The organism is Verrucomicrobiia bacterium (assembly GCA_023953615.1).
Classification (GTDB): Bacteria; Verrucomicrobiota; Verrucomicrobiia; order Limisphaerales; family JADLHS01; genus JADLHS01.
This window is the reverse complement of sequence record JAMLJH010000001.1, coordinates 1268153-1293805: the sequence shown is the minus strand read 5'-3', so window position 1 is coordinate 1293805 and position 25653 is coordinate 1268153. Positions and strand designations below refer to the sequence as shown.

Here is a 25653-nt window from a genome sequence, read left to right as displayed (position 1 = left end):
GCGCATCACGCGAAGCGCCTATTCGGACTCCGGCACGGGCGAAAATTTTTCCGTCGCAGATTTATCGCCCTCGCTGGAAAACAAATTGCCAATGGTCTGAAACGGACTGAACGGCACGAGCAACAGTCGCGGAATATAGACCGGTTCGGATTGGGGATTTTCCAAGGTGCCGGTCAAGCGGTACGCGAACAGATAAGCCACCGGCGATAAAATGGTGCTCACCAAGGAGCCGACCACCGGCGTGTCGCGCAATGGTTCGCCAATCACCCGCGCATCCAGGTGGCCGTCAAAATCCACCGTGCCGCGATATTTCAGGCGCATCACACTGGAGCGCATTTGCAGATCGGCGGAAGCGATCTCTCCGTGACCAAAACTGAAACTGCCCCGGGCCTCGGTGAATTTGCTGTTGCCCACTCCCGGCATCAAGGCATCCAGCGGCTCGGAAAGGATGCCGAAGATGGGCAGCTCCCACAGCAGGCCATCGCGCAATACCGCCGCGCCGGAACCGGCCCACGTCTTGATGCTTTCCGTATTGGCATTGGTGATCATCAATTGACCGGTCAGCCAGCCTTCCAGTTGATTGGTCTCCTGCGTCAAAGCGGTGACCAGCGCCGGCAAATGCGTGTTGGTCGTGTTGATGGCAAACGCGTAATTCGCCTCGTCCGGCTCGTCAAAGACGAAATGCGCCCAACCTTCCGCCGCGCCGCCATAAAATTCTCCCACCACGTTGGTCACGGTCAGCGTTTCTCCCGCCCAAATCACTTTGGCCTGATAATTGGAAGTCTGAAGATTCAGCGCGGAAAAGTTTTTCCCCGTGCCCTCGAAAATCAAATACGCATCGCTCGGGTCGTGCATGGGCGCGTGACCCGAGACGTGCGCTATCGGCGGGTCGCCAAAATGGTAAGGGGCCAACGCGTGTTCGACGACCGGCCCGATCGCCTGGACAATGTTGCTGGGCGCGAAGGTGCTGAAAGCGTTGGTGAAGTACACCCGTTGCGCATTGAAATCAGCGACCACGGCCTCGGCTGCGGCATATTGCGCGCCGCTCCAAACGCGCGGCGTTTCGCACGTCACCACCAGATTGGTATATTCCAGTTTCGTCATGGCAACGTCGGCGATCTGACCGCGAAACGCCACGTTGGTCAGCGCGATCTGACCGCGAAAGCCGGAACGACTGTGATCATACCAGCGTCCCCACAACTCGCCGTCCACCGTGGGCGGCTGACCAAACTCGCAGAACCCAAGACCGCGTTGAATCTCGGGCTCCAACGCCGGCAGCAGCGCCATGGGATCAATCGTGCTGCGCAGGCGACAATAATAGTCCTGCGTGACGGGGTCCGCTTCCAGGGACAATTGCAATTTCCCCTCGGGCCGGCCAACGGTGAGATCGGGCAAATTCCAGACCTGATTTGAGAACTGGAAATGCGTGGTGGCCCAATCCGCGCGAATGCCACGATACGTGCCGTTGGTCACCACCGTCTGGCCGGACAGCCACAAGGTGGACCCCAACTCGCCCCGCCAGTCGGGAGCGGCGTTTGTCCAGGCGGGCAACGTCACCGCCAGCTCGCCCTGCACGCGCGGCGCTTGCGCCCAGGTAAATTTTCCCAACCAATTTTGCGCTGCGGGAGGCAGCAACGGTAAAATGGTGAGCGGGTCGAAATTCGCCGCGCATTGGACGGTCACTTCGCGCGTCTGAACATTTAACCGCGCGGCACTGGTCACGCTGCCTCCGTAGAGTTGCGCCTGCAGATTCGTGATGGCGAGTGACGGAGCGCGCCAGTCTCCGGCCACGTTCAATTGATCCGCCTGGAGCAACACGGAGCGCAAGCGCCCGAGATTGGCCGCCCACTGGATTTGATACGGCAACAGCTGGTTCCAATAACTGAGAGCCGCTGCCGGTTCGGGCGGCTCGGGCAATGGCTCCAGACGCGCGGCAAAATTTACGTCCGCCGCGCGGGTCAACCAGGAGTTGGCCCGGTCGGCATGAGCTTCAATCTCGATCTGATGCGGAATGGGATTCGTGGTGTGCTGCACCCAGCCCGCTTTCAATTGTCCGCCCCGCACGCTGGCCCAGCGGCTTTCGGCTTCATCGGCGCGCAAGATCAGGTGACTGTTGATTTGATCCGGACGCGTAATGATCGTATCTAGGCGCAACTCCAATTCCAAATTCACCGTGCTCGCCCATTCCGTCCGGGCCTGACCTGCCTGCAAACTCAATTCGAGGCGCGACTGTTCATTGCCGCTTGGCGGCGACAAACGCGCCAGCAACAGTAGATTTTCGCCGGCGCCCCACGGGGTTTCCGCCGCCGGCGCTTTGACGATCAGCCGCGCATCGAAAGACCGCAGCTTGGCGCCATCGCCGGACACCTCCACTCGCAGTTCCGGCGGGGTGGCGAATTTGATTTGCGCGAGGAGTTCGGCGAGCTGTTCCAAGCGGGCCAGATCGAAGCGGGCGCGCCCGGGTTCGGGCGGCTTCGGTCCGGGCGTTGGCGCGCCCGTGCCGGTGGTGCGTCGGCGATGCTTGAACAACGCGGGCGCATTGGTCACCACGCCGTGCGCATAGAAATTAACGCCGCCGAATTGCGCGCGGAAATCGTCCAACGACCAGCGCTCTTCCGGCTGTAATTTCAGGCTGGATTCAATGTTGCTGATGGTCAGCGCGCGGGGCGTCCCGTTGGTGGCGGGCAACGTCCATTGCAATTCCCCCTGGCGCAGAATGACCGAGTCCAGACGCACCTGTCCTTCCAGCAACGCGCGGAGATGAAAATTAAACTCCAGCTCTTGCGCCGTGAAGCGCGGCAACGCCGGATTGTTGGTAATCGCGCCCGCGCCAAACTGAACTTGTTTCGCGATGAAGCCGCGCGACCAATGCAAACGCAGCGTGCTGAAATCCACGTCCAAACCGGATTTCTGAATTTGGGCCAGCAGCGGACGCTTCAAAAAATCGGGCAGCCCCACCTGGTTCAGGTACACCAACGCCGCGACGACCACGAAGATCAACAGCCAGACGGCGATGCGGAAGCCGCGAAAATAAATCCGCAGCCGCCGCCAGAAACGGCGGCCTTTGGCCTTCGGCGACGCGGACATATCACGGGGGAAACGCGTTGGCATTAAGCAACGTGAACTCCATGTATTTGTAGAGCATCAAGGGAAACTCGAAGCACCACGACGTGCCCTCCAGAGTAACGGCGGCCACGGGATACCCGTCCGGCGTGGGCCGACCAAACTCCACCTGATGACGCGTTCCGTCCTTCAATTCGATCTGCACCTGCAAACTGTTGGTGGTGATGTCAAAAGCCGGGCGCGCCTCGGCCCCGCGCCCCAGCCACGCCACCGCGTTCAAGGCGGCGAATTGCTTGACGACAGCTTCCACCTCCGACCCGTTGATGGCCCGCGATGAGGGCACGCTCGCCCAGGCATTGGCCCCGGCGCGGCGCAGGTCCAGTTGGTGATCGCCCCGCCGCAAAATCATCCGCACGGCATTGGTTTCCACAAAACGCCAGAGTTGCCGGTCGCGCAATTGCCAATCCGCCACGGCCAGTTTGCCGTAATCGGTGTTGCGGATGGCGTACACCGGATTTTCATCCGCGCGCCGGACGTACACCAACCCGTTGGTGGCGGGCGCACTGAAGGCCAGTTCGGCCGCGAGCGCGTTGGTTCCCCCCAGAGCCGCGTACAACCGCACGGTGCGTTGTGGCTCGGCCAGGCCGTAGCGCTGCAGATCCTCGGTGGTGATGGAATCTTTGTATTGCTGAATCGGCGCGGCCGGCAGAGTCAGCAATAAGCTTTCCGCCAATTCCTGGTCCACCGGCAGCGGATTGCCTTTCAATTGCCAGGTGTTGGTGGAGGAACGTTGCAGAACAAACGGATCGTGACCACTCACCTCGATCTCGGTCACTGCCGGCAGCACGCTGAGCAAGTGTGGATCGCGAAACTCGTTCAACGAAATCTGCCACGGCTTCAAGGTTTGCCGTTCCACGGTGAAGATGGAGGGTTGCCCGACGCGCCGGGCATAGATCAGCGTGGAATCGTTCGTGGGGCTTTTGCCAAATTGCAGCGTGGTCAGCACGTTGGTATCGCGCGCGAAGGTCAATTCCAATTCCGGCGTCGGGAAACCGAAACTCTCCAGATCGGCCGCGGGATTATCCGTAACGAACTGGCGCACGCGGGTCGCGTTCAACTGCTGCAACGCCGCCATCAACCGCTCGTTGTCCGCCCGTGCCGGGATGGGAAAGGTCAAACGCCACGGTTGATTGGTGCCGGCCTGCGCCAATTGCACGACAACGGTAGCGTTGGAAACGGACAACCGATTGAAAGCCGATAGCGGCAGGTCCAACAGGGTCGTGTCGCGCCAATCATCCGGTTTGCTTGGAAGCAGATCCAACAGTTGCGCATCCACCACGAACACGTTTTCGCCGCCCACAAGTTGCACGTACACGCCGTCGCCGGGGGCGGTGCGGTTGCCAAACTGCAGCGGCCGCGCGTCGTGACCCGATTGCAGCGTGAGCATCCGGCGGTTTTGAAAACCAAACTCCTCGTCGGCATTGGTGCGATGGCGCAGTTCCGCGCCGGAAATGATCTGCAGCGGGGCCAGTCGCTCCAGTGTTTCCAAAAGCGTGTCGAGGCTCGCTTTCTGCGCCGGATAGACGATGGGCTTGACCAGTTCCCAAACGCCATTGGTGCGATCGGCGCGGATTTCAAACTGACCTGGCGGCGTGTATTGCACGCTGGTCACCGTCGCGGCGCGGAAATTGGGCAGCAACAGCGCGACCGCCGGCGGCGGCTGGCGCCAGAACTTCTCCACGCCCAGCACCGCGGCGAGCAGAATCGCCGCGAGCGCGAGCCAGATCCAGGTGCTTTTGGTGTTCATGTCATGCGATGCTCATTTGCGCCGGCGCCACCAGACCAGGACGCCAAATAACAGGATGCCGCCGGGAAGGACGCCCAACAAGAGCCAGCGCAGTTTGGCCATTTGTTGCTCGGTCAACACCACTCGAAATTCGGTGAACGGTCTCGGCCCGATCCCTTCAGTGAATTGAGGCCGATCCAGCAGCCAGTTGACGGCGTAGTAGGCAAAATCGCGATTGGCCGGAAACTTGTTCATTTGTTCGTTCCCCAGGAAATAAGAATCGCCCACGATGACCATGCGGGTGCGTCCGCGCGGCGAGATCACGCCCGGTGCGAGCTGTTTTTCAACGGCCACGGCCAACACGAAAGCTTGCGGCGGGATGCGCGGATTATTCACGAGCCGGGCCGTCGGCTCCGTGGCGAACAAGGTTTGCACGGTTATTGAATCGGGCGTGGATCGGCCGGTTTCCCGTTTCTCGCCCAACGCGCGCGGCGCCAACAGATTCAGTTGGTAGTTCAACAAGCCTTGCACGGCCGGATGCTCGGAGAACGCGGCGATGGTCACATCGCGACCCGGCGCAATTTTGAGCGAATTAACCGCGTGCGCCGGATCAATCACCACGCTGTCGGTCACCACCACATGCCACTTTTTCGCCAGCAACGATTCCAGCCCGCTGTCCGCTTCCGTGGTGAACGAATTGAACAAGGCAAACAGGCGCCCGCCGTCGTCCAGGTACGACTCGATTTTTTTAAGTTCAAGATCCGGGATGGGATTTCGCGGTCCCGGAATGACCAGCAACGCGCAATCGGCGGGGATGGCGTTCGTGCCCGCCAACGTGATGGGTTCGACTCTGATGGCGTTCTGTTGCAACAGCGATTTGAAGCCAAGGTAGCCGGTGATTTCGTCGCTGCCGTCAATGTTGTGTTCGCCGTGCCCCTGTAAAACGTACGCCTTGAGCGGCTTGGGATGGGAAACCCAGAGCAGCATGGCGGTAAAGGCGGTTTCACCCTTGAACGCCGTGGCGCGCCGCACCAATTCGCCAGTTTCGCGATCGCGACCAATGGTCGTGTCCGTCAGAAAGCTGCCTGGAACGAAGCGCGATTCCTTGCCGGATTTGAAGATGACGAAATTCTTTTCGTCGTCTTTGCTGGATTCGGGCAGATCAAATTCCCGTTTGATTTCCAGCGCGCGCCCGGCGTCGCGCACGTAATCCACCGTTTCCACGCGCAGCTTTGGATTCAACGCCTGGTACTCCCGCAGCAGCGCGGCCACGGTCGGGTAGAACTCATCATCGCGGTCGTAGTAGATGGTGATATTGACGTCGTTGGTGACGGCGGCGATGACGTTACGCGTGCGCTCGGACAATTCGACCCGTGTCGCTTTGCTCAGGGATTGCCGATGAAAGAAGGTGCCCGCCAAGTGGTTCAACAGCACCAGCACCACCACGACAAACAGTGTGCGCAAGCCCAAATCCAGTCCGACCGACCAGCGGCGGCGCGGTGTGAAACTCGATTTGGATGGGGACGAGGTGCTCATGTTATTTCCAGCGCCGACTCTCCACCACGCGCAACGTCAGAAACAGGAATAAAAACGCGAGGCTCAACAACACCACGACCGTGCGTGTATCAACCACTCCGTGCGCGAACTCGCGCATCTGCTCGAAGAAACTGAAGCGGCTCAATAACTGGGTCCGCCACGGGCCGCTGACGAAACCCGGTCCCGCCACGTAGCCCAGCGCGAACACCGCCATGCCGAGCAACATGCTGACCATTGCCGCCACCATCTGGTTCACCGTCAGGGAGGAGGCAAACGCGCCAAAGGAAATGAAGAACGCGCCAAACAACGCGATGCCAAGATACGTGCTGGCGAGCACGCCGGGGTCCAGCGCGCCCGCCTGTTGCGCGTAGTTTTGAATCAGGTAACAGCAACCCAGAAACGGCAGCCACATGATCATGTAAAACAGCCAGGCCGCCGTGAACTTGGCCGCCACCACCTGCAGGTCGCCCACCGGAGTGGTCATCAGCGTTTCATAGGTGCCCGAGTATTTTTCCTGCGCGTAAAGCCGCATGGTGATGACGGCGTTGGCGATCAGCAGAATGAACCAGAACATCGGATTCTGAAAAAACAACTCCGTGACCGGCACCTGGAACGACATGGTGCCCATGGTGCGCAGCATCACCCAAAAGCTCAAACTGCAGAGCAGCGCCACGGCCGCGATGGTGACGTAGCCGGTCAGCGAGACGAAATACGTCGCCAGCTCGCGCCGCGTCAACGTGAGATACACGCGCATCAGAATTCCTCCTCTTCGTTGGGCTTGGTCACCTGCATGTAAATGTCTTCCAGGGAATGACGGCTGCGGGTCAATTCCCGCAATGTCCAGCCACGCGCCTGGACCAGCGCAAAAATCTGCGGGCGCAAATCAAAGCCGGGGCGGGCCGTCAACGCGCAGCGTTGGAAAATCCCTTCGGCCGGGGCCACCTCGTAATGCTCCACTTCACCCATGCGCGCCCATTCCAGTTTCAACTCCTCGGGGGGCGCGGCAATTTCCGCAATGATCTGTCCCTTGCTGGCAATCAGGCGTTGCAGATTTTCCGGCGTATCCGACGCGAGAATCCGTCCGCGCAACATGATCATGACCCGGCTGCAGGTCATCTCGACTTCATGCAGAATGTGCGAGGAAATCAACACCGTATGACTGCCGGCCAAATTTTTGATAAGCTGACGCACCATGCGAATCTGATGCGGGTCCAGACCGATGGTGGGTTCATCCAGGATGATTAAATCCGGCTCATGGATGATGGCGTCGGCCAGTCCCACCCGTTGCCGATATCCCTTGGAAAGCTGCCCGATGATCCGTTTGCGCACGTCCGTCAGACTGCATAGTTCCAGCACGGCATCCAGGCGCTCCCGGGTGACGGCACGACTCAATCCCTTCAAACGCGCCCGGAATTTGAGATACTCCCGCACCCGCATTTCGTTGTGCAGCGGATTATTCTCCGGCATGTAACCGATGCGCCGCCGCACTTCCTTGGAATCGTAAAACACGTCGTAACCCGCCACGCGCGCCGTGCCGGAAGTGGCGGGCATGAAACCGGCCAGAATGCGCATCGTGGTGCTTTTCCCGGCCCCATTGTCCCCCAGCAAACCGACAATCTCGCCGCGCGCCACGGAAAAGGAAATATCCGCCAAGGCGGTTCGACCAGCGTAACGCTTGGTTAGCTGGTGAACTTCAATCATGGGTGTGGCATCCATTGCGCGTGGAATAGTCTAGTCAGGAGCGAAAAGTACAGCGATGAAAATTCACTACCGTGCGGGAATGTCCACCGGTCCGGTTAACCAGCGCGCCTGCCCATCGGCATAACGTGTCGCCACGTTCACAATCAACCGAAAGGGGTCGCCGCTCCTTTTATTGCCCAGCACGTTGCTGAGATTCACCACATCGGTGACCGGCACATTGTCAATGGCGCTTACAATCATGCCCGCTTCGAGGCGTGCCTTGGCTGCGGGGCCATCTTTCTCCACGGCGGTGACGGTCAATCCCGTTGGCGTCGCGGGCGGGTTTCCACTGGGAACGGAAACATTGGAAATCGGACCGACGGTCAATCCAAGTCGTTTGCCCAACAAAGCACGGTTCACCTCCTCCAGCGGCACCATTTGCACGGAGATTTTACGCTGAACGCCTTGGTCCAAAACCACCAACTGCGCCTGGTGATCGGAGCTGGCGGCCATGAGCTGACAAAACCGGGCCAGACTGCTGACCGCCTGGCCGTTGACCTCGATCACCTGCTGTCCCTCGCGCAATCCGGCATCATCCGCCGGGCTGTGAGGTTGCACGTAGCGCACTTCCAGCGGTTTGGGCGAACCGCGAAAGCGCGCGCCCAACCACAGTTTGGCGGAGTACTCCAAACTGAAAAAATCCGACAGCGCACTGGAGATTTGTTTCACCGGAATGGCAAAGCCGGTGCCCTTGCCCTCCTCTTGGTTGTAAACGGCCACATTGATCCCGATGAGTTCGCCGCGAATATTGACCAGCGGCCCGCCGCTGTTGCCGGGGTTGATATCGGCATCGGTTTGCAACCAATCCAGGTAATCCAAGCGATTTCCACCAGAGTCCAGCCGCCGATTTTTGGAACTCAATATCCCCTGCGAAACGGATCCGCCCAACCCGAATGGGTTGCCGATGGCAATGGCGGTTTCTCCCAGGAGCAGATCGTCATCCGCCGCCAGCAGGATGGGGCGAAACGGCGGATCGTCCGCCCGGCGGACGATCTTCAGCAACGCCAGATCCTTCTGAGTCTGATAGAGCAATTTTTCCGCTTCATACTCGCGCCCATCCCACAACTGCACCTGCACCCGCTCCGCCTGTTGGAGCACATGGAAATTCGTCAGAATATAACCTTCATCATCCGTTGCCTCGACAATCACCCCCGAGCCGATGTTGTTGATCTGTTCTTCAGCGGGACCGCTTCCAGCCAGATTCCAACCAAAAAACCGACGGTAAAATTCTTCCTCCGCCGTATTGCGGCGAACCAATTTGGAAGTGCGAATGTTCACCACGCTGGGCGTCACTCGCTCGATCGCCGCCACCGTGGCGTTCCGACGGATGTCCACCTCGGCCGCCGGCGCTGGCGCCGCGCCGACATTCGCCAGAAGGGCGAAAATCAAAACCCCCGTTCCGGCCGGTCGAAAAAGTGTTGTTCTTCGTAGTCGCATCTTCATCTTAACGAGACAGTTGCAATAATCATCTGTTCACCGCACGGCATTTTAATTTGAGCCTGTGCTTGACTTTGCGAGAGGCTCGGCGCAAAAGCAATTCCAAGTGCAGCCCATTCCAGTCAATGCCTATACCCGCTGGCGCTCCGAGTGCGGCCTGCCGGCCACGCTGCGCGAGACGGCCGCCGGTCCATCGGAAAAATTCCTTCAAGCCATCTGGCAACATCAACGCTTGCGCCGGGAGCACCTCCGAACCTTGGACGGCAAATCGGTGCGCGTGCTTCATCCGGGTTTCATCAGTGTGGAAGGCGGTCCGGATTTTCGGGGGGCGATTCTCCAGTTTGATTCTGCGCCGCCGCTTTCCGGAGACGTGGAAATAGACCTTGCTGACTCGGGCTGGCGCGGCCACGGACACGCGCGTAATCCAGCTTTCAAAAACGTCATCCTCCACGTCGTCTGGCAAGCCAACGCCAGTTCGACCCCGCTGGCCACCCTGGCCTTACGCGACGTGTTGGACGCGCCCTTGGCCGATCTCGCCGCGCAATTGGAGTTTCAATCACTGCGCACGCTGCCAGAAAATCTGATTGGCCGGTGCCGGGCGCCGTTGCAAAAACTCGAACCGGACGCCCTGGCCGGCCTGCTGCGTGCCGCCGCCCAGGTGCGCCTGCACAACAAAGCCGCGCAACTGGAAACCCGGGCGCGTGCGGTCGGTTGGGAGCAGGCTTGGTGGGAAGGACTCTTCCGTTCGCTCGGTTACAAACACAATCGCTGGCCGATGCAGCATCTCGCCGAAATTCGCAAGGTTTGGGGTCAAGGCGTGGCCACGGCTTTTCCCCTCCAAGCCAGATTGTTCGGTCTCAGCGGATTACTGCCGCTGGATCTCCGGCGCAACCGCTCGACATCGGATGCCTATCTGCGGCGCATCTGGGACGTCTGGTGGCGTGAGCGCGAAAATTTTGCGCCGCACATTTTGCCGCGTTCGGTCTGGCGGCTGCACGGATTACGTCCGGCCAATCAACCGCTGCGCCGGCTCGCGCTGGCCGCGCATTGGGTTCAACGAAACGACCTGATCACCTCAGTGGAAGCTTGGAGTCGAATCTCCGACTCTGATTCGCGTTTGACCGCGGCGCTCGTGAAAATTTTCCGCGTTCCAGCGGATCCGTTCTGGTCCTGGCATTGGACTTTTAATGGGGCGCGCTTGAAACAATCACAACCACTGATTGGAGCGCAGCGCATCACGGATCTGGCGGTCAATACCGTCCTGCCCTGGCTGCTTGCCCGCGCAAGCGCGGGTGGAAACACCGCCCTGGCCGACGCAATCACCCGTCGCTACCACGCCTGGCCCGCCGCTGAAGACAACGCCACTTTGCGATTGGCCCGGCAACGATTATTGGGGCGTTCCTGGCGCGGCAGTACCGGATTGAAGACAGCTAGCGCGCAACAGGGATTGTTGCAGATCGTGCGGGATTTTTGCGATCACAGTAACGCACTGTGCGATTCGTGCCGCTTTCCGGAGTTGGTGACGAACTGGTCGGTTGGCGTTTAGAACGGGTGCGATCCGATGTCGTCCAACCGATTCACGCCTTCAGTTCCGAGAACGGATTATTAGTGAAAGAACCGGACGGTTCCGTCGCCGCATTTTCTCCGCGTCTGACTTGAACCTGATTAGGGTTCGCCGGTGCGGATTGAGCCGCGGGCGGCGGTGCGTCCGCCCCGGTGGCTGTAACGCGTGGATTTTTGGCGCGTTTGTTCCGGGGCAAGGGACTCAGCATCACGTTGATGCCGCGGCCAATCAGTTTGGGTGGAAAATCCGGATGACCGTACGGCGCCACCTTCTCGATGAATTTGGTGACGACCTCGAACCCGAATTCGGTGTGTTGCATTTCGCGACCGCGAAAGCGCAAGGTCACCTTGACCTTCATTTCCTCACACAGAAAATCCGTGGCGTGGCCGACCTTGACCGAGAAATCATGAGCGTCAATCCGCGGACTGAGCTGGACTTCCTTGACGATCGAGGCGTTCTGATTTTTCTTGGATTCCTTATCCTTTTTGGCCTGCTCGTAACGGAACTTGCCAAAGTCAACGATGCGACACACCGGGGGCGTGGCGGTCGCGGCAATTTCCACCAAATCCAAGCCCGCCTGACGCGAGAGGTTCAGCGCATCATTCAAAGACATCACCCCAAGCTGCTTGCCATCGGCGCCGATGACCCGGACTTCGCGCGCGCGAATTTTCCCGTTGATCCTGATGAACGAGCCGGGGGAGTTATGACGTGAGTGATAAGGGTGGCTCAAAACACCCTCGTCGGTTGAGAGATCATTGTATCGTTCGACATCAAACCAAGCCGGACTCTACCGGCCACGAATTGCGGCCAGTTAAGCAATTCCATTTTCTCACGCAAGCAAATTAACGAAATTTTCACCATTTCTCTCTGCATCCCAGGCTGGTTTAGCAGGAATTTTGCCAGCCCTTGGCCGGAACGATTCCTTTGAATTCGCACAACTTCGCGCTGTAGATCGCCTGACTGGGAGTGACGCAACGGCATTGCTATTGGGGTAAACGCACCAGTTCATTCAGGATTTTGCACCGCCTACAAGCCCGCCTCAGCGTCGCATCGGTCCAAGTGATGATTTGATAGTGATTCAACCCTGTGTTGCGTGGCGGCCTTTGAAGGTCAGTTCGGCAATGCCGGATTTATCCAGTTCGCCCAAGCCAACCTGGATCATGCGGTCATACTGCTTTTTCGTCGCAGTGGCGAGCGGCAGGTTCAGACCCTGTTGCTTCGCCAGTTGCAGCGCGATGCCGGAATCCTTGGCCGCATGGGCGGCGGAGAAATAGCAGGAATGTTCACGATTCTGCATGTCTTCGCCGTCGGTTTGCAGCACGCCGGAACGCGCGCCGGTTTGCGCAAACACTTCGCGTAACATCGTAAGGTCCAACCCGAGCGCCGCCCCCAGACCCAGACCTTCCGCCAGCGCGGCGGTGTTGGCATTCATGACCATATTGACCAGCGCCTTGACTTCTGCGGCTTTGCCCGCCGTGCCGATGTAACGCAATTCCGTGGCGAGTTTTTCCAGAAGCGGTTTGACGCGCTCGAACACTTCCGGTTGCCCGCCGCACATCAAATAAAGCGTGCCCTGACGCGCTTGGGTAATGCTGGCCGCCATGCAGGCTTCCAATGAACTGGCGCCCTTGGCGGCGCATTGCTGTTCCACCCAGCGGTGGACCGCGGGCGTTACCGTGGCGCAGTTGATAAAGAGTTTACCCCGCGCCCGCGTCAACAAACCGTCGCGATAAATCCGCTTCATCGCCCGATCATCGCTGACCACGGTGATGATGATGTCCGCCGCCGCCGTCACTGATTTCAGATCCGTAACCGCCACGCTTTGAAGTTCCCCGGCCAAGGTTTGAGCCGTTGCGGAGTTGACATCAAATACGGCGGCGATGGGATAACCACACTCATGCAGGCGGCGCGCCATGTTCGCGCCCATGCGTCCCACTCCCACAAAACCAATTTTTTCCAACATAAATTTTCAGATTCAGTTTGAAATCCCGAGGCGAGCTTGGTTCTGGATTTGGCTCAAGTCAAATGTGATCCCGCCCGGCCAGCGGACCCGCAGCGCGGAATCAATCGCAACCAAGTTTCATCAGGTGGTTGCCCTGACACGAACCGTCATCATTTAACCCAACGTCGGTTGAAACCCGTATTTTTTGGCGAGCGCCAGTGAAACATTCAGGGATTTCACGCCTTTGGTACAGGTCGGATCCGACAATGAAGCCGCCGCCAGACAAACGCCCGTGAGCAAACTGCGCGGCAAATCCCATGCTTCGTGCAAGCCCCAAAGCACACCGGCACAAAAGGCGTCGCCCGCACCAGCCGTGCCGGCGATGTATTTGGCGGGTAGTTTGAGTGCTGGTTGCCAGACATCCGCGCCGCGCCGATTCCGCGCCAATGCGCCTTCCGGAAAATGAATCACCACCAGCTCGTTCACGCCGAGTTGCAGCAAGGCGCCGGCGGCATGGCGCAACGCCACGGGGTCCAGTCGCCCATCGGCATGACGCACTTTGAACCCGGTGATGCGACCCGCTTCGATCTCATTCAGAATGCAATAATCCACGTGCTGGAGGGTTGGTCGCACCAGTTGCGCGAAGCGATCACTGTCCTCGCTGACGGTGTCCACACTGGTTTTCAATCCCGCGGCGCGCGCGGCGGCCAGCAGTTTTCCCGCCTTGGTGCCAAACTTCGCGTCCGGACGATCCAACTGATCCAGAAGCAGCAGGTAACCCAGATGAAAAATTTTGGCTTTGGCTTTCTGAAAATCTATGTCCGCTCCGGTCCATAGCGCGTTGGCCCCGCGAGCGTGAAAAAAAGTGCGCCGCCCGGAAACTTGCTCCGTCATGACGTCCGTATAGGACGTGAAGGTCTTGGTGGTGGTGGTCAGGAATTGAGCGTTGATTTTGCGCCGGCGACAATCCGCAATGATGCTCGCTCCGTCGGGGTCTTTGCCGACCAGTCCTGCGGCGACGAGCGGAAATGGCGCGCCGGATTGCGCCAGGTCCAGCAACACGTTGTACGGCCCGCCGCCCGTGCCGGTATGTTCGCTGCTGATGTTGGCGAGCTGTTCCGGTTGTGGATAAACATCAATCAGTTTTACGTGGTCAATGATCCAATTTCCCCCGGCCATCAAGCCGTGCCGTCGCTGTGTTGAAACCCTTCTCATAGCACTTCGGATTGCGGATTAGTGAACGTCAGTCGCCGCCCGGAAATCAAGCTGATTCTGAATGGACGTGGTTTTGTCCGTCGCCCAATGCCGGCCACGGTTGCCAGAAATCAGTTTCAAAGACGCGAAGACCAGAGTAGAGTCGCAAGCGTGCCAATAATCCGTGAATGACCGTTCCCGGAAGGTGGTGAGCATGGTTCTCTTCATGAAGAAATTGCTGAAAGTGGCCGGGGTGCTGACTCTCGTTTTATCGGGCGGACGCAGTTGGGCGAACCGCGCCGAAGCGCCGTTGCCGTCCGTGGACGCGATAATTGAGCGGGTGATGACGCGGTCGCAACAGGAGTCGGAGAACGATGTGATCTTCAAGGCAAACTATTTCTTCAAGCGCAGCCGGACCACGGAGTATCGAAATCTGCGGGGTCGCCTCCTCGAGCGACAGGAGAAGATCAGCGCGAACGAGCCCACGCCGCACCCTCCAAACGTTGGCGACGCGAGTGCGGGTGGCCGCGCGAACGAGATTTCGCCCGATGCCGCTCAACACAAGCGGGATTTCGTGGCCAACACTAATCTGGTGCAGCGCTTTGCGTTCGCGGTTATGGGGCGGGAACTGGTGGAAGGTCGTTCGACGTTGGTGGTGGAATTCAAGCCCGCGAGTCAAAAGCTGCCAGCGGCGGATTTCAAGGAGCGCTGTCTGAATCAGATGGCAGGGCGCATCTGGGTGGATGAAGTCGAGGACGTAATCGTGAAGGTGGAAGCGCGGTTGACCGAGAAGATCGGGTTGGTCGGTGGATTGCTAGGCTCGGTGCAGAAATTCAATTTCAGCTTTGGCCGGGAGCGGACGGAGGACGGTCTGTGGTACACCCGGCAGTTAACGTGGCGCGTGGAAATGCGCGAACTCGTTGTAAATCGGGTGATTGATTATGTGGAAACCCGAACCGACGTACACAAGTCACCGTGACGGGCAGCGGGTAATTTTAGCGGAGCCGTCCATCCTGCCATTGCGCTGTTGATCCCGCAGGGGAATGGCCCTGGGAATTTTCGACGTAAGTTCCCCCCCCGGCGCAACCAGTCGCTCAGGCTGGTTGCCATCAAGTTGTGATCGCCCGACGGTTGGGGGACAAGAATTGCTTTTCAAATCCGGGGCGTCCGTTAATCCTGTTGTCATGGCTGAACAGGCGAGCGTGAGTGAGCGAATCCTCCGCGGCATACCCGTGTCTCCCGGGGTTTGTCGCGGCAGAATCCTCGTGCTCGATAAAACCCGCTACCGTGTGGAAAAGCGCCTGGTCGCGGACGCCGAGATTCCCCATGAGCTGAACCGCTTTCAGCAAGCGCTCGTGAAAACGCGCGAGCAGATGCAGGAAACGCAACGCCAACTGCTCCAAAACCTCGGGGCCAATCACGCCAGCATTTTTGACGCGCACCTCCTGGTGCTGGAGGATCCGTCCGTGATTGATGAGGTCGTGCGCTTGATTCAGGAGGAAAAACTGAATGCCGAGTACGCTTTCGGACAGGTGACCGAGCGTTACATCGAAGCGCTGGCCAAGGTGGAGGATGAGTATTTGCGCGAACGCGCCAGCGACTTGCGCGATGTCAGCGGCCGGATCATGAGCCAGTTGCTCGGGGTCAGCGATCAGGTGAACCTGGCCCAACTGAGCGAGCCATGCATCATCATCGCGCATGATTTGTCGCCCACCAAGACCGCGCAGTTGGATCGAAAAAACGTGCTCGGTTTTGCCACCGATATTGGCAGCCGCACCTCGCACACCGCGATCATGGCGCAGTCACTGCGCATTCCGGCCGTGGTGGGATTAAAGGACGCCAGCGAACAATTGACGAGTGGCGAGTTTGCCTTGCTCGACGGTTTTAACGGCAAGGTGATTATCAATCCCACCGAACGCACTCTGGCCGAATACGGTCAATTGGTGCAGAAACAGGTTTCGCTGACGGAAAAATTGCGCGGCACCCTGGACCAGGAAGCCATCACGCTTGATCAGCGGCGTCTCGTCATTTCCGCGAACATCGAACGCGCCGAAGACGTGGACTCCGTGCGTTCCAGCGGCGCGGAAGGCGTGGGTTTGTTTCGCACGGAATATCTGTTTCTCAATCGCGACCAGTTACCCACCGAGGAAGAGCAATATCAAGTGTACCGTCAGGTGGCCGAGGCGTTGAAACCAGATCCGGTGGTGATCCGCACCCTCGATCTGGGGGCGGACAAATTGCTGCCGCTCTTGGGCATGCCCCCCGAGACGAATCCGGCACTGGGCTGGCGCGCCATCCGTTATTGTCTGCAACATGAGGAAATGTTCCGTGCGCAACTTCGCGCCGTGTTGCGAGCCAGCGTCAGCGGCAACGTGAAACTCATGTATCCAATGATCTCGAGTTTGGACGAGCTGATTCAGGCCAACGCGTTTCTGGAACAGTTCAAGGCCGAACTGCGGCAGGAAGGATTACCGTTTGATGATCAGCTCGAAGTGGGGATCATGGTCGAAACTCCCGCCGCCGTCATCATCAGCGACGGACTCAGCCAGCGCGTGCAATTTTTCAGCGTCGGCACGAACGATCTGATCCAATACACGCTCGCCGTGGATCGCGTGAACGAGAAGATCGCGCACCTCTACGAGCCGACGCATCCCGCCATCATCCGGTTGATTCACCAAACCGTGCAGGCGGCGCGCGCGCGCGACACGTGGGTCAGCGTCTGCGGCGAGATGGCGGGCGACATCGAGCTTACGCCGCTATTGTTGGGTCTGGGCGTGGACGAACTGAGCGCGGCCCCGCCCGCGTTGCCGCCCTTGAAGTTTCTGCTGCGCCAACTGAAATTTTCCGAGGCCCAGGAACTGGCGAATTTCGCACTGAGCTGTGAATCCGCCACGGAAATCCTCGTGCGCAGTCTGGCCCTGGCGCGCCGCGCCGCGCCCAGTCTATTTGAAACCAAAAAATGAAATCACGGTTGCGGCCATCCCAATTCCGCTGGATGGTCGTTTGTGAATGTTTCTCATTCCCGCGCCAAAGTTTCCAGCCATGAGCGTCAAAGTTAAAATTTGCGGCATCACCAGCGTGACGGATGCCGTCACGGCGGCGACGGCGGGCGCCGATTTGATTGGCCTGATGTTCTACGAACGCAGTCCGCGTCATGTTTCAGTGCCTGTGGCTGCCGAGATTACCCGTGCGTTGTCACCCGCAGTGCTCAGAGTCGGCGTGTTTGTGAACCCTGATGTCGGGTTGGTTTGGCGCGCCATTCAGGAATGCAATCTGACCCTGCTGCAATTTCATGGCGAGGAATCGCCCGACTTTTGCGCGCAGTTTGGCGTGCGCAGCATGAAGGCCTTTCGCATCCAAAACTCCGCGTCACTGCGCGCACTGCCGGACTACGCCACGGAAGCGTATTTGCTCGACGCTTATTCTCCCGCCGCTCACGGCGGCACGGGCGCGCAATTCAACTGGGAACTGGCGGTGAGTGCCAAGCAACACGGCAAACCCATTTTCTTGGCCGGCGGTTTGACGCCGGAAAACGTCGCGGCGGCGGTGCGGCAAGTGCGACCGTTCGGCGTGGATGTGTCCAGCGGTGTCGAATCCGCGCCCGGGAAAAAAGACCCGGCGAAAGTGCAGGCATTCATCCAGAACGCCCACGGTCAGAAGTGATGATCAATTCAACCCTGCCTGTGCCACGCCACCGGCAACTACCTCCTCTCCACCGCCCCAACCCATGACAACCTTTTGTCGCATATGCAACAAAAGGTTATCAATAGCGACTGTCTTGCAGTTGTCACGCCGTTCATGGAGTTTTAATGAATACAGCTTCCACCGGAAAATGATCGGATGACCCCGCAGTAATAACGCGCGCGGCAGTACAGCTAAACGCTGAAGCATACAGAATATGGTCCATACGCCGCTTCAAAGTAATTGTACTTGTCTGCCATTGCCATGTGGGGTCGTAGCGGTTGAATTGTGTGAGCGCGTTGGTCATCCCTTGGGTCTCCAACCACCGCACCACCACGCTACCTTCACTGTCATTAAAATCTCCCAGCACCAACGTGGGAATTTGTGGGGCGCGTGCCTGATAGAATGCCTCCATTTCCTTTTGCCGTTTATCGCTGGTGGTGAAGTATCCGCTAACCCAACTGCCGTTGTCGCTGATGGGAGGGCGGAGATGGACATTGATTATTTGCACCGGTCCAATCGGGGTGACGAAAGCCATAATCCATCCGTCGAACCAAGTCGTTGCCGATGGTATGTAGGCAACCTCGTGTGCTTGAACTTTGGCTAAAAAGCCAAGCCCGCCACCCATGCGATGTTTGGAATCGCGAAACTCCATGAATTGATATTCTTTGCTGAGAGTCTGGCGGAGGTAATTTGCCCACTGCGGAGACGTTTCTTGCAGACAGACAATTTCGGCCATGGATTGCCGGATGATTTCTACAACTTGGTCCGGTCGCGGGTTGCCGTAATTCACGTTATAGGTAAGTACCCTCAGATGCGGGCCGTTTGGCATGACCGCAGTGCGAGTTGGTGCGCGGCAACCGCAAAGTAACACTAGCAAAAATCCCAATGTGAGTAAGTGGCTCATCCTAATTGGGAAATAGCTTCTCCACCTTCACCTTCACGCTTTCATCCATCTTGATTAACGGCGGCCAGGGGCGTTTGAAGCCTTCACCGGAGAGTTTCTTGGTGGCGTCAATGCCAAGCTTGCTGCCGATGGCGATTTCACTGGTAGCGTGGTCGAGCACGTCGGCCGGACCTTTGGTGAAGATGCTGTCGCGTTGCGGATCGGTATTGGCACACAGATGAAACAGCACTTCGCTGGTGTTGTGGACATTCACGTCGGCGTCCACCACCACGAGGTATTTGGTGAACATCATCTGGCCCATGCCCCAGAGGCCGTGCATGATTTTGTAAGCCTGCATCGGGTAGGTCTTTTTGATGCTGACGAAGACGAGGTTGTGAAACACGCCTTCCGCCGGCAGCGCGATGTCCACGATTTCCGGGAAGTTCATCTTGAAGATGGGCAGGAATAATTTCACGCTCGCGCCGCCCATGTAAAAATCTTCCATCGGCGGGATGCCCACAATGGTCGCCGGATACACCGCATCCTGGCGATGCGTGATGGCGGTGACGTGGAAGACGGGATACGGTTCGGGCAAGGTGTAATAGCCGGTGTGGTCGCCGAACGGCCCCTCCTCGCGCAGTGGCTCGGTGGGATCAATGTAACCTTCGATGACAAAGTCCGCGTTGGCAGGAACCTCGAGGTCGTTGGTCTCGCACTTCACGAGTTCGACGGATTTTTTGCGCAGATAACCGGCAAGGAGAAATTCATCCAGGCCATCTGGCAGCGGCGCGGTGGCGGCAAAGGTGAATACCGGATCTCCGCCAAGGAAAATGGCGACGGGCATGCGTTCGCCTTTTTCGTAGTAACGGCGACCGTGGCGCGCGGCGACTTTCTGCAACTGCCAGTGCATCCCGGTGGAGCGATCGTCGTAAACCTGCATCCGGTACATGCCCACGTTGCGTTCGCCGGTGTCCGGGTCCTTGGTAACGACGCACGGGAGCGTGATGAAACGTCCGCCATCAAGCGGCCAGCATTTCAAAATGGGGAGTGCGGTGTGCGGTGTGCGGAGCGTCGGCAGCGAGTGCGCCTCGCGAGTGGTGGTTGACGCTTCGTCAATCGCGCCTCGCAAAATGTCCGCCGCTTTTGGCCACGGTTCAGTGCGTCGCGTCGTCGCGTCGAATTTGTGGATGACGTCCTTGCACGGCCCGCGCTTCACGACCTTGGGTTTCGCATGCCGCAAATCGAGCGCCTGCCCCAACAATTTTATCGTTTCGCGAAAACTGGTCGGTGGTTTGGCTTTCATCAACGCGCCGAGTTCGGCGGCAACGTCGTCCACCGAGTTCGCGCCCAGACTCAGGGCCATGCGTTTCCATGAACCGAGCGTGTTGATGGCCACGGGGAACGGCGAAACCACGCCGTTGACGGTGGGTTGTTCGAACAGCAGCGCCTTGCCGCCGCCGGGCGACTTCATCTCGCGGTTCGCGATCTCGGTGATTTCCAGTTCGGTGGCGACCGGTACGGAAATGCGTTTCAGCTCGCCAGCCCGGTCAAGCGCGGTGACGAAATCGCGGAAGGAATCGAAAGCCATATCGGGAAGTTAGCAAAGCCGTTTGAAGTCGAAACACAAAAACTTGGAAATGAATCGAGACTATGGCGGTTCAGTTAAAGCTGTGGCCGTATAGAGGCGCAAGAGGCGCAAAAATTGTTTTCCTTTGTGCTTTTGTGCCTTTTTGCGGACATGAGATAGATTTGCCACTTCCGCACGCTGGCGACTACGAGTCGCCCCAAACCTGTTTGAGGTGAGCGACCCCTTGCTTGAGGGCCGCGACGGGCATGGCGGGGCTGAATTCAAAGACTTTGATGTGCTCCGGTTTGACCAGCGGTTTTAAGGCGGAAAAATTTACCGAACCGGAACCGGGCGCGCAGTGATCGTGGACGAGGTTCTGCACGTCGTGCAGGTGAAAGCCCGCCAGACGATCGGCATAGGTGCGCAGGTGCAATTCGTGGTTGATGAAGCCGAGGTTCTCCTTGATTTGCGCGTGACCGGTATCGTGCCAGTACGCCAGCGCCGGACTTTTCAACTCGTAAAACAACAGACCGAAATCATCTTCAAAAGGCGTTTCCTCGACCGCTTCGCGATTTTCACAACCGAGCCGAAGGCCGCGAGATTCTGCCTCGGGCAAAACTTTACGCAGCGATTCGTAGAGTCGCTCCAGGAAAGGCTTCTTTTTGGCCTCGCGCTTTTCGAGCGCTTCAGTTTTGAGCTTGGTGAATTTGCGCGAATCCTTTTCGCCCCGCACCACCAGTTCCTTCAGCCGACCGGTGTAATCCTTCAACTCGACGCTGCCGAGGTGGAGGACGACCAGAGGCGCATTGACGCGCGTGGCGAACTCAAAAGTCTTGAGCGTATGTTTGACGGCGGCGTCACGTTCGCGCGGGGACTCGGCGGTAAACTGGTAAAGATTGGGGGCGGATTGATTCACGCCCATGGGGAGCGGACAGAAATTGTGCAGCGAAGAGATTTTGATTTCACCCGCTTGAACCGCTTCGAGAATGCCGGGGACGAGACTGATCCGCGTGCCGTGGCTGAGTTCGGCATACTCGAAGCCAAGATCGCGAATTTCGCGCAGCATCGCGCGTCCGTCGGTGTGACGGTGCGAGTTCCAGCAACTTGAGAGCGAATACATCCTTGATTTTGGAAAATAAACAACCGGGCACAGCCGTTAAACAGCCAGGCCCGGTTTCGAGGTTGGAATCACAAATTATTGATCCGCGTAGCGGGCGGCCAACATGGCGGAAAAGCGCGCGACTTTCTCCTTGCGGCGACGTCGCTCGCTGGGCTTTTCGTAAGACCGACGCATGCGCACGGTGCGCAGAGTGCCTTCACGATCAATTTTCTTTTTCAGGCGGCGCAGGGCTTTATCCACTGGCTCGCCTTTTTTCAGTTTAATCTCGGTCAATCCAAATCACATCCTTTCCGGGAGCGGTCGGCCCATCGGCCGGGCGCTCGAAAATTGGCCTGTCAGCATGTTATTTTTGAGCGGCGAGGTCAATCTTCAAAATTTCAAAAGATGAAGGTCCGTTCATGCCTTGCCGGAAAGCGGTTTCTCACGGTAAAATCCGGCTATGGCGCACGCCGATTTTGTCCACCTGCACCTGCACACCGAGTATTCCCTGCTTGATGGCGCCTGCCGTTTGGACCGGTTATGCGCAAAGGCGCACGAGCTGAAATTTCCCGCGCTCGCCATCACCGATCACGGCGCAATGTACGGCGTGGTGGACTTTTTCAAGGAAGCGCAAAGCCAGGGCATCAAACCCATCATCGGTTGCGAGGTCTATGTCGCGCCCGGCTCGCGGCTCGAAAAAAAATCCTCCACCGGGGGCAAGGATGTTTACCACCATCTCGTGCTGCTGGCGAAGGATCAGGCGGGTTACAAAAATCTCGTCAAGCTCACGACGGCCGCCCATCTGGAGGGCTACTATTACAAGCCGCGCATTGATAAGGAAATTCTTGCCGAACATAAGGAGGGTTTGATCGCGCTGTCCGGTTGTCTGGCCAGCGAGATTCCGCAGGCGATCCTCGCGGATCAACTCGACCAGGCGCGCGCGGCGGTGGATTGGTTCAAACAAACGCTCGGGCCGGAAAACTTTTATCTCGAACTCCAGAATCACGGCCTCGCCGAACAGGCCAAAGTCAACCAGCAGCTCATCCCTTGGGCGAAAGAGTTCGGGCTGAAATGCGTCGCCACCAACGACGTGCATTACGTCGAGAAGAAACATTCGCACGCGCACGATTGCCTCGTGTGCATCGGCACGCAGGATTTGCTGAGCAATCCCAAGCGCATGAGCGCGGGCTACGCGCCGGAGCAATTTTATCTCCGCAGCGCCGAGGAGATGAAGGCGCGTTTCGCCGAACGACCGGACGCCATCGCCAACACGCTCGAAGTGGCGGAGAAGTGCAACGTGGCGTTCGACTTCAAAACGTTGCATTACCCGATGTTCCATCCGCCGGAACATTTCACGCGCGAAGGTTATTTGCGCCATCTCCTCGCGGAAGGCTTGCAGCGCCGCTACACCATCCGCGCTCGCGCCGAGGGTAAAGAGTTTATCGTCGAAGGCATTGGCAATCCGCGCCGTCTGCCGACTTACCAACCGACCAGTCCAGACGGAGACCAGTGGGATCACAACGATCCCGCCGTAGCCGCAGCCATTCGCGCGGTGATGGATCGTCTGCAACTCGAACTGGCGGTCATCGAAAAGACCGGATTCATCAGCTACTTCCTGATCGTGGCGGACTTTGTGCAATACGGTCGGAGCAAGGGCGTGGCGTGCGTCGCGCGCGGCAGCGCCGCCGGCTCGTTGGTGACCTATCTGCTCGAAATTGCCAACGTGGACCCGATCCGCTACGGGCTGCTGTTCGAGCGTTTTCTGAATCCTGAGCGTGTCAATCCGCCTGATATTGACATTGATTTTGCGGACGACCGCCGGGCGGACGTGATCGAATACGTCCGGCAAAAATACGGGCGCGACGCCGTGGCGCAGATCATCACGTTCGGCACGCTGGGCGCGAAATCCGTTGTGCGCGACGTGGGTCGCGTGATGGGCTTGAGCTATGGTGATTGTGATCGGCTGGCAAAAATGATTCCCGCCGAGTTAAAGATGACGCTTGAAAAAGCGCTCAAACAAGCACCGGAACTCAAGCAGGCTTACGACACCGAGGACGTCACGCGTGAGTTGATTGACACGGCGTTCGTGCTCGAGGATCTGGCGCGCAACTCCAGCGTTCACGCGGCGGGCGTCGTCATTGGCCCCGAGCCGCTGGTGAATCTGTTACCGCTCAAGACCGACGAATCCGGCGCGCTGGTGACGCAGTATCCCATGAATCCGGTGGGCGAACTCGGTCTGCTGAAGATGGATTTTCTCGGGCTGAAAACGCTTACGGTCATTCGCAACACCGCTGATCTGGTCAAGCAAACCCGCGGCGTCACGCTCGACATGGATCATTTGCCGCTGGACGATCAGAAAACCTACGACCTGCTGAACCGCGCGGAAACGCTGGGTGTGTTTCAGTTGGAATCCGGCGGCATGCGCGATTTGTGCCGCAAATTTCAAATTGCCAGCATCGAACACATCACGGCGCTGGTGGCGTTGTATCGTCCCGGGCCGATGGATCTGATCCCGGATTTCATCAAACGCCGGCATGGCGAATTGAAGGTGGAATATGAGCATCCACTGCTCGAACCCATTGCCCAGGAGACGTACGGCATCCTGATTTATCAGGAACAGGTGATGCAGGCGGCGCAGGTGCTGGCCGGCTACACGCTCGGGCGCGCGGACTTGCTGCGGCGCGCCATGGGCAAGAAAAAGGTGGAGGAGATGCAGGAGCATCGCGCCATCTTTGTGAAGGGTTGCGCGGAGACGAACCAGATTTCCAAGGCAAAGGCCAACCAGATTTTTGACCTGTTGGAAAAATTCGCCGGCTACGGCTTCAACAAATCCCATGCGGCGGCCTACGCGGTCGTGGCTTATCAAACCGCGTATCTCAAGGCGAATTATCCGGTGGAGTTTCTCTGCGCGTTGTTGACCAACGACATGAACGACACCGCGAAGTTGAGCGAATACATCGCCGAAGCGCGCGGACTGGGGGTCGAGGTGCTGGGGCCGGATGTCAACGAAAGCGAGTTGTTCTTTGCGCCCGCCCAGGAAAATCAGCGCATCCGCTTCGGTCTGGCGGCGATCAAAGGCGTGGGCGAGGCCGCCGTACAGGCAATGCTCAAGGCGCGCCGCGAAGGGGGACGTTTCAAATCGCTCGCGGACTTGTGCGAACGGGTGGACAGTCGCTCGGTGACGCGCAAAACGCTGGAAGCCTTGATCAAGGCCGGCGCCTGCGATGGCTTCGGTTCAAACCGCGCCACCTTGTTTGCACAGGTGGAACGCACGTTGGCGCGCGCGGCCAGCATCATCAGCGACCGGCAAAAGGGACAAAGCTCGCTGTTCGGCATGTTGGAAGAAGCGCCCGATCCGGCGGCGTCGGAAAAGGAACCGCTGCTGCCGGAGTGGCCGCAGCACGAAATGTTGGCGCACGAAAAGGAACTGCTTGGTTTCTACGTCAGCGGTCATCCGTTGGCGCCGTACGCCGCGATCCTCGAAAAATATTCGCTCGCCAACACCAGCCAGTTGATGCAACTGCCCAACCGCTCGATGACGCGCGTTGGGGGATTGATTGCCGCCGTGCAACATGGGGTGTCCAAAAAAAGCGGCAAACCCTACTCGCTCGTCACGCTGGAGGATTTGCAGGGCGCCGCCCAGGTGCTGGTGATGAACGAGAACCACGACAAGTTCCGCGCGTTGCTTGAGCTTAACCAGCCCATCATGGTGGTCGGCGAAGTCAGCACCACTGAGGATCGGCCCAAAATTTTTCCGCAGGAAATCGTGCCGCTGGATGACGCGCCCAAACGCTGGACCAAGCGGGTGACGTTGCATCTGCACACGGCGCACCTCAAGCCGGACGCGCTGGAGCAGGTACGCGAACTGGTCAGCACGCACCTGGGCCGATGCGAGTTGATGTTGTGCTTCCGTTACCCGACCGGGCGTTATGTTTTTGTGGCGCCCAACGAACGCTTTGCGGTCACGCCGTCGCGCGAATTGCAGGTCGCGGTCACCCAACGCTTCGGGGATGATGCTTACCATGTGAAAGTGGATTCGAGCCTTCCCGAAAAGGAAAAGCGCTACGGTCGGCGCCCGCCAAACAATGATGAATGACGCGCCCGGGCGTCCGGTCATACACATCATTTGACATGCGCTGCCGCTTGACCCGGCCTTGC

At 58.6% G+C, this 25653-nt stretch carries 18 protein-coding genes; 5 read left to right on the top strand and 13 right to left on the bottom strand.

Translation table 11 applies throughout. From position 1 onward, the window contains the following. Positions 1 to 18 precede the first annotated feature (18 nt). The 6 genes from M9920_05365 to M9920_05340 are packed head-to-tail and all read right to left on the bottom strand — an operon-like array spanning position 19 to position 9514. A complete protein-coding gene (locus tag M9920_05365) occupies positions 19 to 3087 on the bottom strand; it encodes an AsmA-like C-terminal region-containing protein (protein MCO5051712.1) in 3069 nt (1022 codons plus the stop codon). A 1-nt stretch (position 3088) separates the two neighbouring features. After that, positions 3089 to 4870: a DUF4340 domain-containing protein gene (locus M9920_05360; GenBank protein ID MCO5051711.1), complete on the bottom strand. Its 1782-nt coding sequence runs from the start codon at positions 4868 to 4870 to the stop codon at positions 3089 to 3091. A gap of 12 nt (positions 4871 to 4882) precedes the next feature. After that, positions 4883 to 6385, bottom strand: coding sequence for a GldG family protein (locus M9920_05355; GenBank protein MCO5051710.1), 1503 nt, complete (start codon positions 6383 to 6385; stop codon positions 4883 to 4885). A 1-nt stretch (position 6386) separates the two neighbouring features. Beyond that, on the bottom strand, positions 6387 to 7139 hold the full coding sequence (locus M9920_05350; GenBank protein ID MCO5051709.1) for an ABC transporter permease: 753 nt from the start codon (positions 7137 to 7139) through the stop codon (positions 6387 to 6389). Beyond that, positions 7139 to 8101 carry an ABC transporter ATP-binding protein gene (locus M9920_05345; GenBank protein MCO5051708.1) on the bottom strand — a complete coding sequence of 321 codons (963 nt, stop codon included), beginning with the start codon at positions 8099 to 8101 and terminating at the stop codon, positions 7139 to 7141. The genes M9920_05350 and M9920_05345 overlap by 1 nt, the downstream gene beginning before the upstream one ends. A 51-nt stretch (positions 8102 to 8152) precedes the next feature. Next, positions 8153 to 9514 carry a trypsin-like peptidase domain-containing protein gene (locus M9920_05340; GenBank protein ID MCO5051707.1) on the bottom strand — a complete coding sequence of 454 codons (1362 nt, stop codon included), beginning with the start codon at positions 9512 to 9514 and terminating at the stop codon, positions 8153 to 8155. A gap of 112 nt (positions 9515 to 9626) precedes the next feature. Here M9920_05340 and M9920_05335 point away from each other — a divergent pair, with 112 nt between their 5' ends. Next, positions 9627 to 11108: a DUF2851 family protein gene (locus M9920_05335; GenBank protein MCO5051706.1), complete on the top strand. Its 1482-nt coding sequence runs from the start codon at positions 9627 to 9629 to the stop codon at positions 11106 to 11108. Between the two features lie 31 nt (positions 11109 to 11139). Here M9920_05335 and infC read toward each other — a convergent pair whose 3' ends face one another. From infC to M9920_05320, 3 genes are all read right to left on the bottom strand, one after another. Then, positions 11140 to 11856 (bottom strand): translation initiation factor IF-3, encoded by a 717-nt coding sequence (infC, locus tag M9920_05330; protein MCO5051705.1) that lies wholly within the window; start codon positions 11854 to 11856, stop codon positions 11140 to 11142. 348 nt (positions 11857 to 12204) lie between these two features. Continuing rightward, a complete protein-coding gene (locus tag M9920_05325) occupies positions 12205 to 13089 on the bottom strand; it encodes an NAD(P)-dependent oxidoreductase (protein MCO5051704.1) in 885 nt (294 codons plus the stop codon). Between the two features lie 153 nt (positions 13090 to 13242). Beyond that, entirely contained in the window at positions 13243 to 14283 is a 1041-nt protein-coding gene (locus M9920_05320; protein MCO5051703.1) for a carbohydrate kinase family protein, read from the bottom strand. 163 nt (positions 14284 to 14446) lie between these two features. Here M9920_05320 and M9920_05315 point away from each other — a divergent pair, with 163 nt between their 5' ends. The 3 genes from M9920_05315 to M9920_05305 all read left to right on the top strand — a co-directional run bounded on the left by M9920_05315 (position 14447) and on the right by M9920_05305 (position 17925). Further along, positions 14447 to 15241, top strand: coding sequence for a hypothetical protein (locus M9920_05315; protein MCO5051702.1), 795 nt, complete (start codon positions 14447 to 14449; stop codon positions 15239 to 15241). A gap of 205 nt (positions 15242 to 15446) precedes the next feature. Further along, a complete protein-coding gene (gene ptsP / locus M9920_05310; GenBank protein ID MCO5051701.1) occupies positions 15447 to 17225 on the top strand; it encodes a phosphoenolpyruvate--protein phosphotransferase in 1779 nt (592 codons plus the stop codon). Between the two features lie 79 nt (positions 17226 to 17304). Continuing rightward, positions 17305 to 17925 carry a phosphoribosylanthranilate isomerase gene (locus tag M9920_05305; protein MCO5051700.1) on the top strand — a complete coding sequence of 207 codons (621 nt, stop codon included), beginning with the start codon at positions 17305 to 17307 and terminating at the stop codon, positions 17923 to 17925. Between the two features lie 133 nt (positions 17926 to 18058). Here the strand turns inward: M9920_05305 and M9920_05300 are convergent, their stop codons facing one another. The 4 genes from M9920_05300 to rpsU form a co-directional block, all read right to left on the bottom strand. Beyond that, positions 18059 to 18850, bottom strand: coding sequence for an endonuclease/exonuclease/phosphatase family protein (locus M9920_05300; protein MCO5051699.1), 792 nt, complete (start codon positions 18848 to 18850; stop codon positions 18059 to 18061). 1 nt (position 18851) lies between these two features. Further along, the gene (locus M9920_05295; GenBank protein MCO5051698.1) at positions 18852 to 20417 is read right to left on the bottom strand and encodes a UbiD family decarboxylase; all 1566 of its coding nucleotides are present in this window, start codon (positions 20415 to 20417) and stop codon (positions 18852 to 18854) included. A gap of 184 nt (positions 20418 to 20601) precedes the next feature. After that, entirely contained in the window at positions 20602 to 21516 is a 915-nt protein-coding gene (locus tag M9920_05290) for a sugar phosphate isomerase/epimerase (GenBank protein ID MCO5051697.1), read from the bottom strand. Positions 21517 to 21591: 75 nt separating this feature from the next. After that, positions 21592 to 21789: a 30S ribosomal protein S21 gene (gene rpsU / locus M9920_05285; protein MCO5051696.1), complete on the bottom strand. Its 198-nt coding sequence runs from the start codon at positions 21787 to 21789 to the stop codon at positions 21592 to 21594. 166 nt (positions 21790 to 21955) lie between these two features. On the opposite strand from rpsU, the gene M9920_05280 reads away from it, so the two are divergent. Then, on the top strand, positions 21956 to 25591 hold the full coding sequence (locus M9920_05280) for a DNA polymerase III subunit alpha (protein MCO5051695.1): 3636 nt from the start codon (positions 21956 to 21958) through the stop codon (positions 25589 to 25591). The last annotated feature ends 62 nt before the right edge of the window (positions 25592 to 25653 follow it).

What these genes read in the sequence shown, in the direction of transcription:
- M9920_05365 (MCO5051712.1), bottom strand. Translation starts at nt 3,087, where the DNA reads ATGTCCGCGTCGCCGAAGGCCAAAGGCCGCCGTTTCTGGCGGCGGCTG.
- M9920_05360 (MCO5051711.1), bottom strand. Translation starts at nt 4,870, where the DNA reads ATGAACACCAAAAGCACCTGGATCTGGCTCGCGCTCGCGGCGATTCTG.
- M9920_05355 (MCO5051710.1), bottom strand. Translation starts at nt 6,385, where the DNA reads ATGAGCACCTCGTCCCCATCCAAATCGAGTTTCACACCGCGCCGCCGC.
- M9920_05350 (MCO5051709.1), bottom strand. Translation starts at nt 7,139, where the DNA reads ATGCGCGTGTATCTCACGTTGACGCGGCGCGAGCTGGCGACGTATTTC.
- M9920_05345 (MCO5051708.1), bottom strand. Translation starts at nt 8,101, where the DNA reads ATGGATGCCACACCCATGATTGAAGTTCACCAGCTAACCAAGCGTTAC.
- M9920_05325 (MCO5051704.1), bottom strand. Translation starts at nt 13,089, where the DNA reads ATGTTGGAAAAAATTGGTTTTGTGGGAGTGGGACGCATGGGCGCGAAC.
- M9920_05320 (MCO5051703.1), bottom strand. Translation starts at nt 14,283, where the DNA reads ATGAGAAGGGTTTCAACACAGCGACGGCACGGCTTGATGGCCGGGGGA.
- ptsP (MCO5051701.1), top strand. Translation starts at nt 15,447, where the DNA reads ATGGCTGAACAGGCGAGCGTGAGTGAGCGAATCCTCCGCGGCATACCC.
- M9920_05305 (MCO5051700.1), top strand. Translation starts at nt 17,305, where the DNA reads ATGAGCGTCAAAGTTAAAATTTGCGGCATCACCAGCGTGACGGATGCC.
- M9920_05300 (MCO5051699.1), bottom strand. Translation starts at nt 18,850, where the DNA reads ATGAGCCACTTACTCACATTGGGATTTTTGCTAGTGTTACTTTGCGGT.
- M9920_05295 (MCO5051698.1), bottom strand. Translation starts at nt 20,417, where the DNA reads ATGGCTTTCGATTCCTTCCGCGATTTCGTCACCGCGCTTGACCGGGCT.
- M9920_05290 (MCO5051697.1), bottom strand. Translation starts at nt 21,516, where the DNA reads ATGTATTCGCTCTCAAGTTGCTGGAACTCGCACCGTCACACCGACGGA.
- M9920_05280 (MCO5051695.1), top strand. Translation starts at nt 21,956, where the DNA reads ATGGCGCACGCCGATTTTGTCCACCTGCACCTGCACACCGAGTATTCC.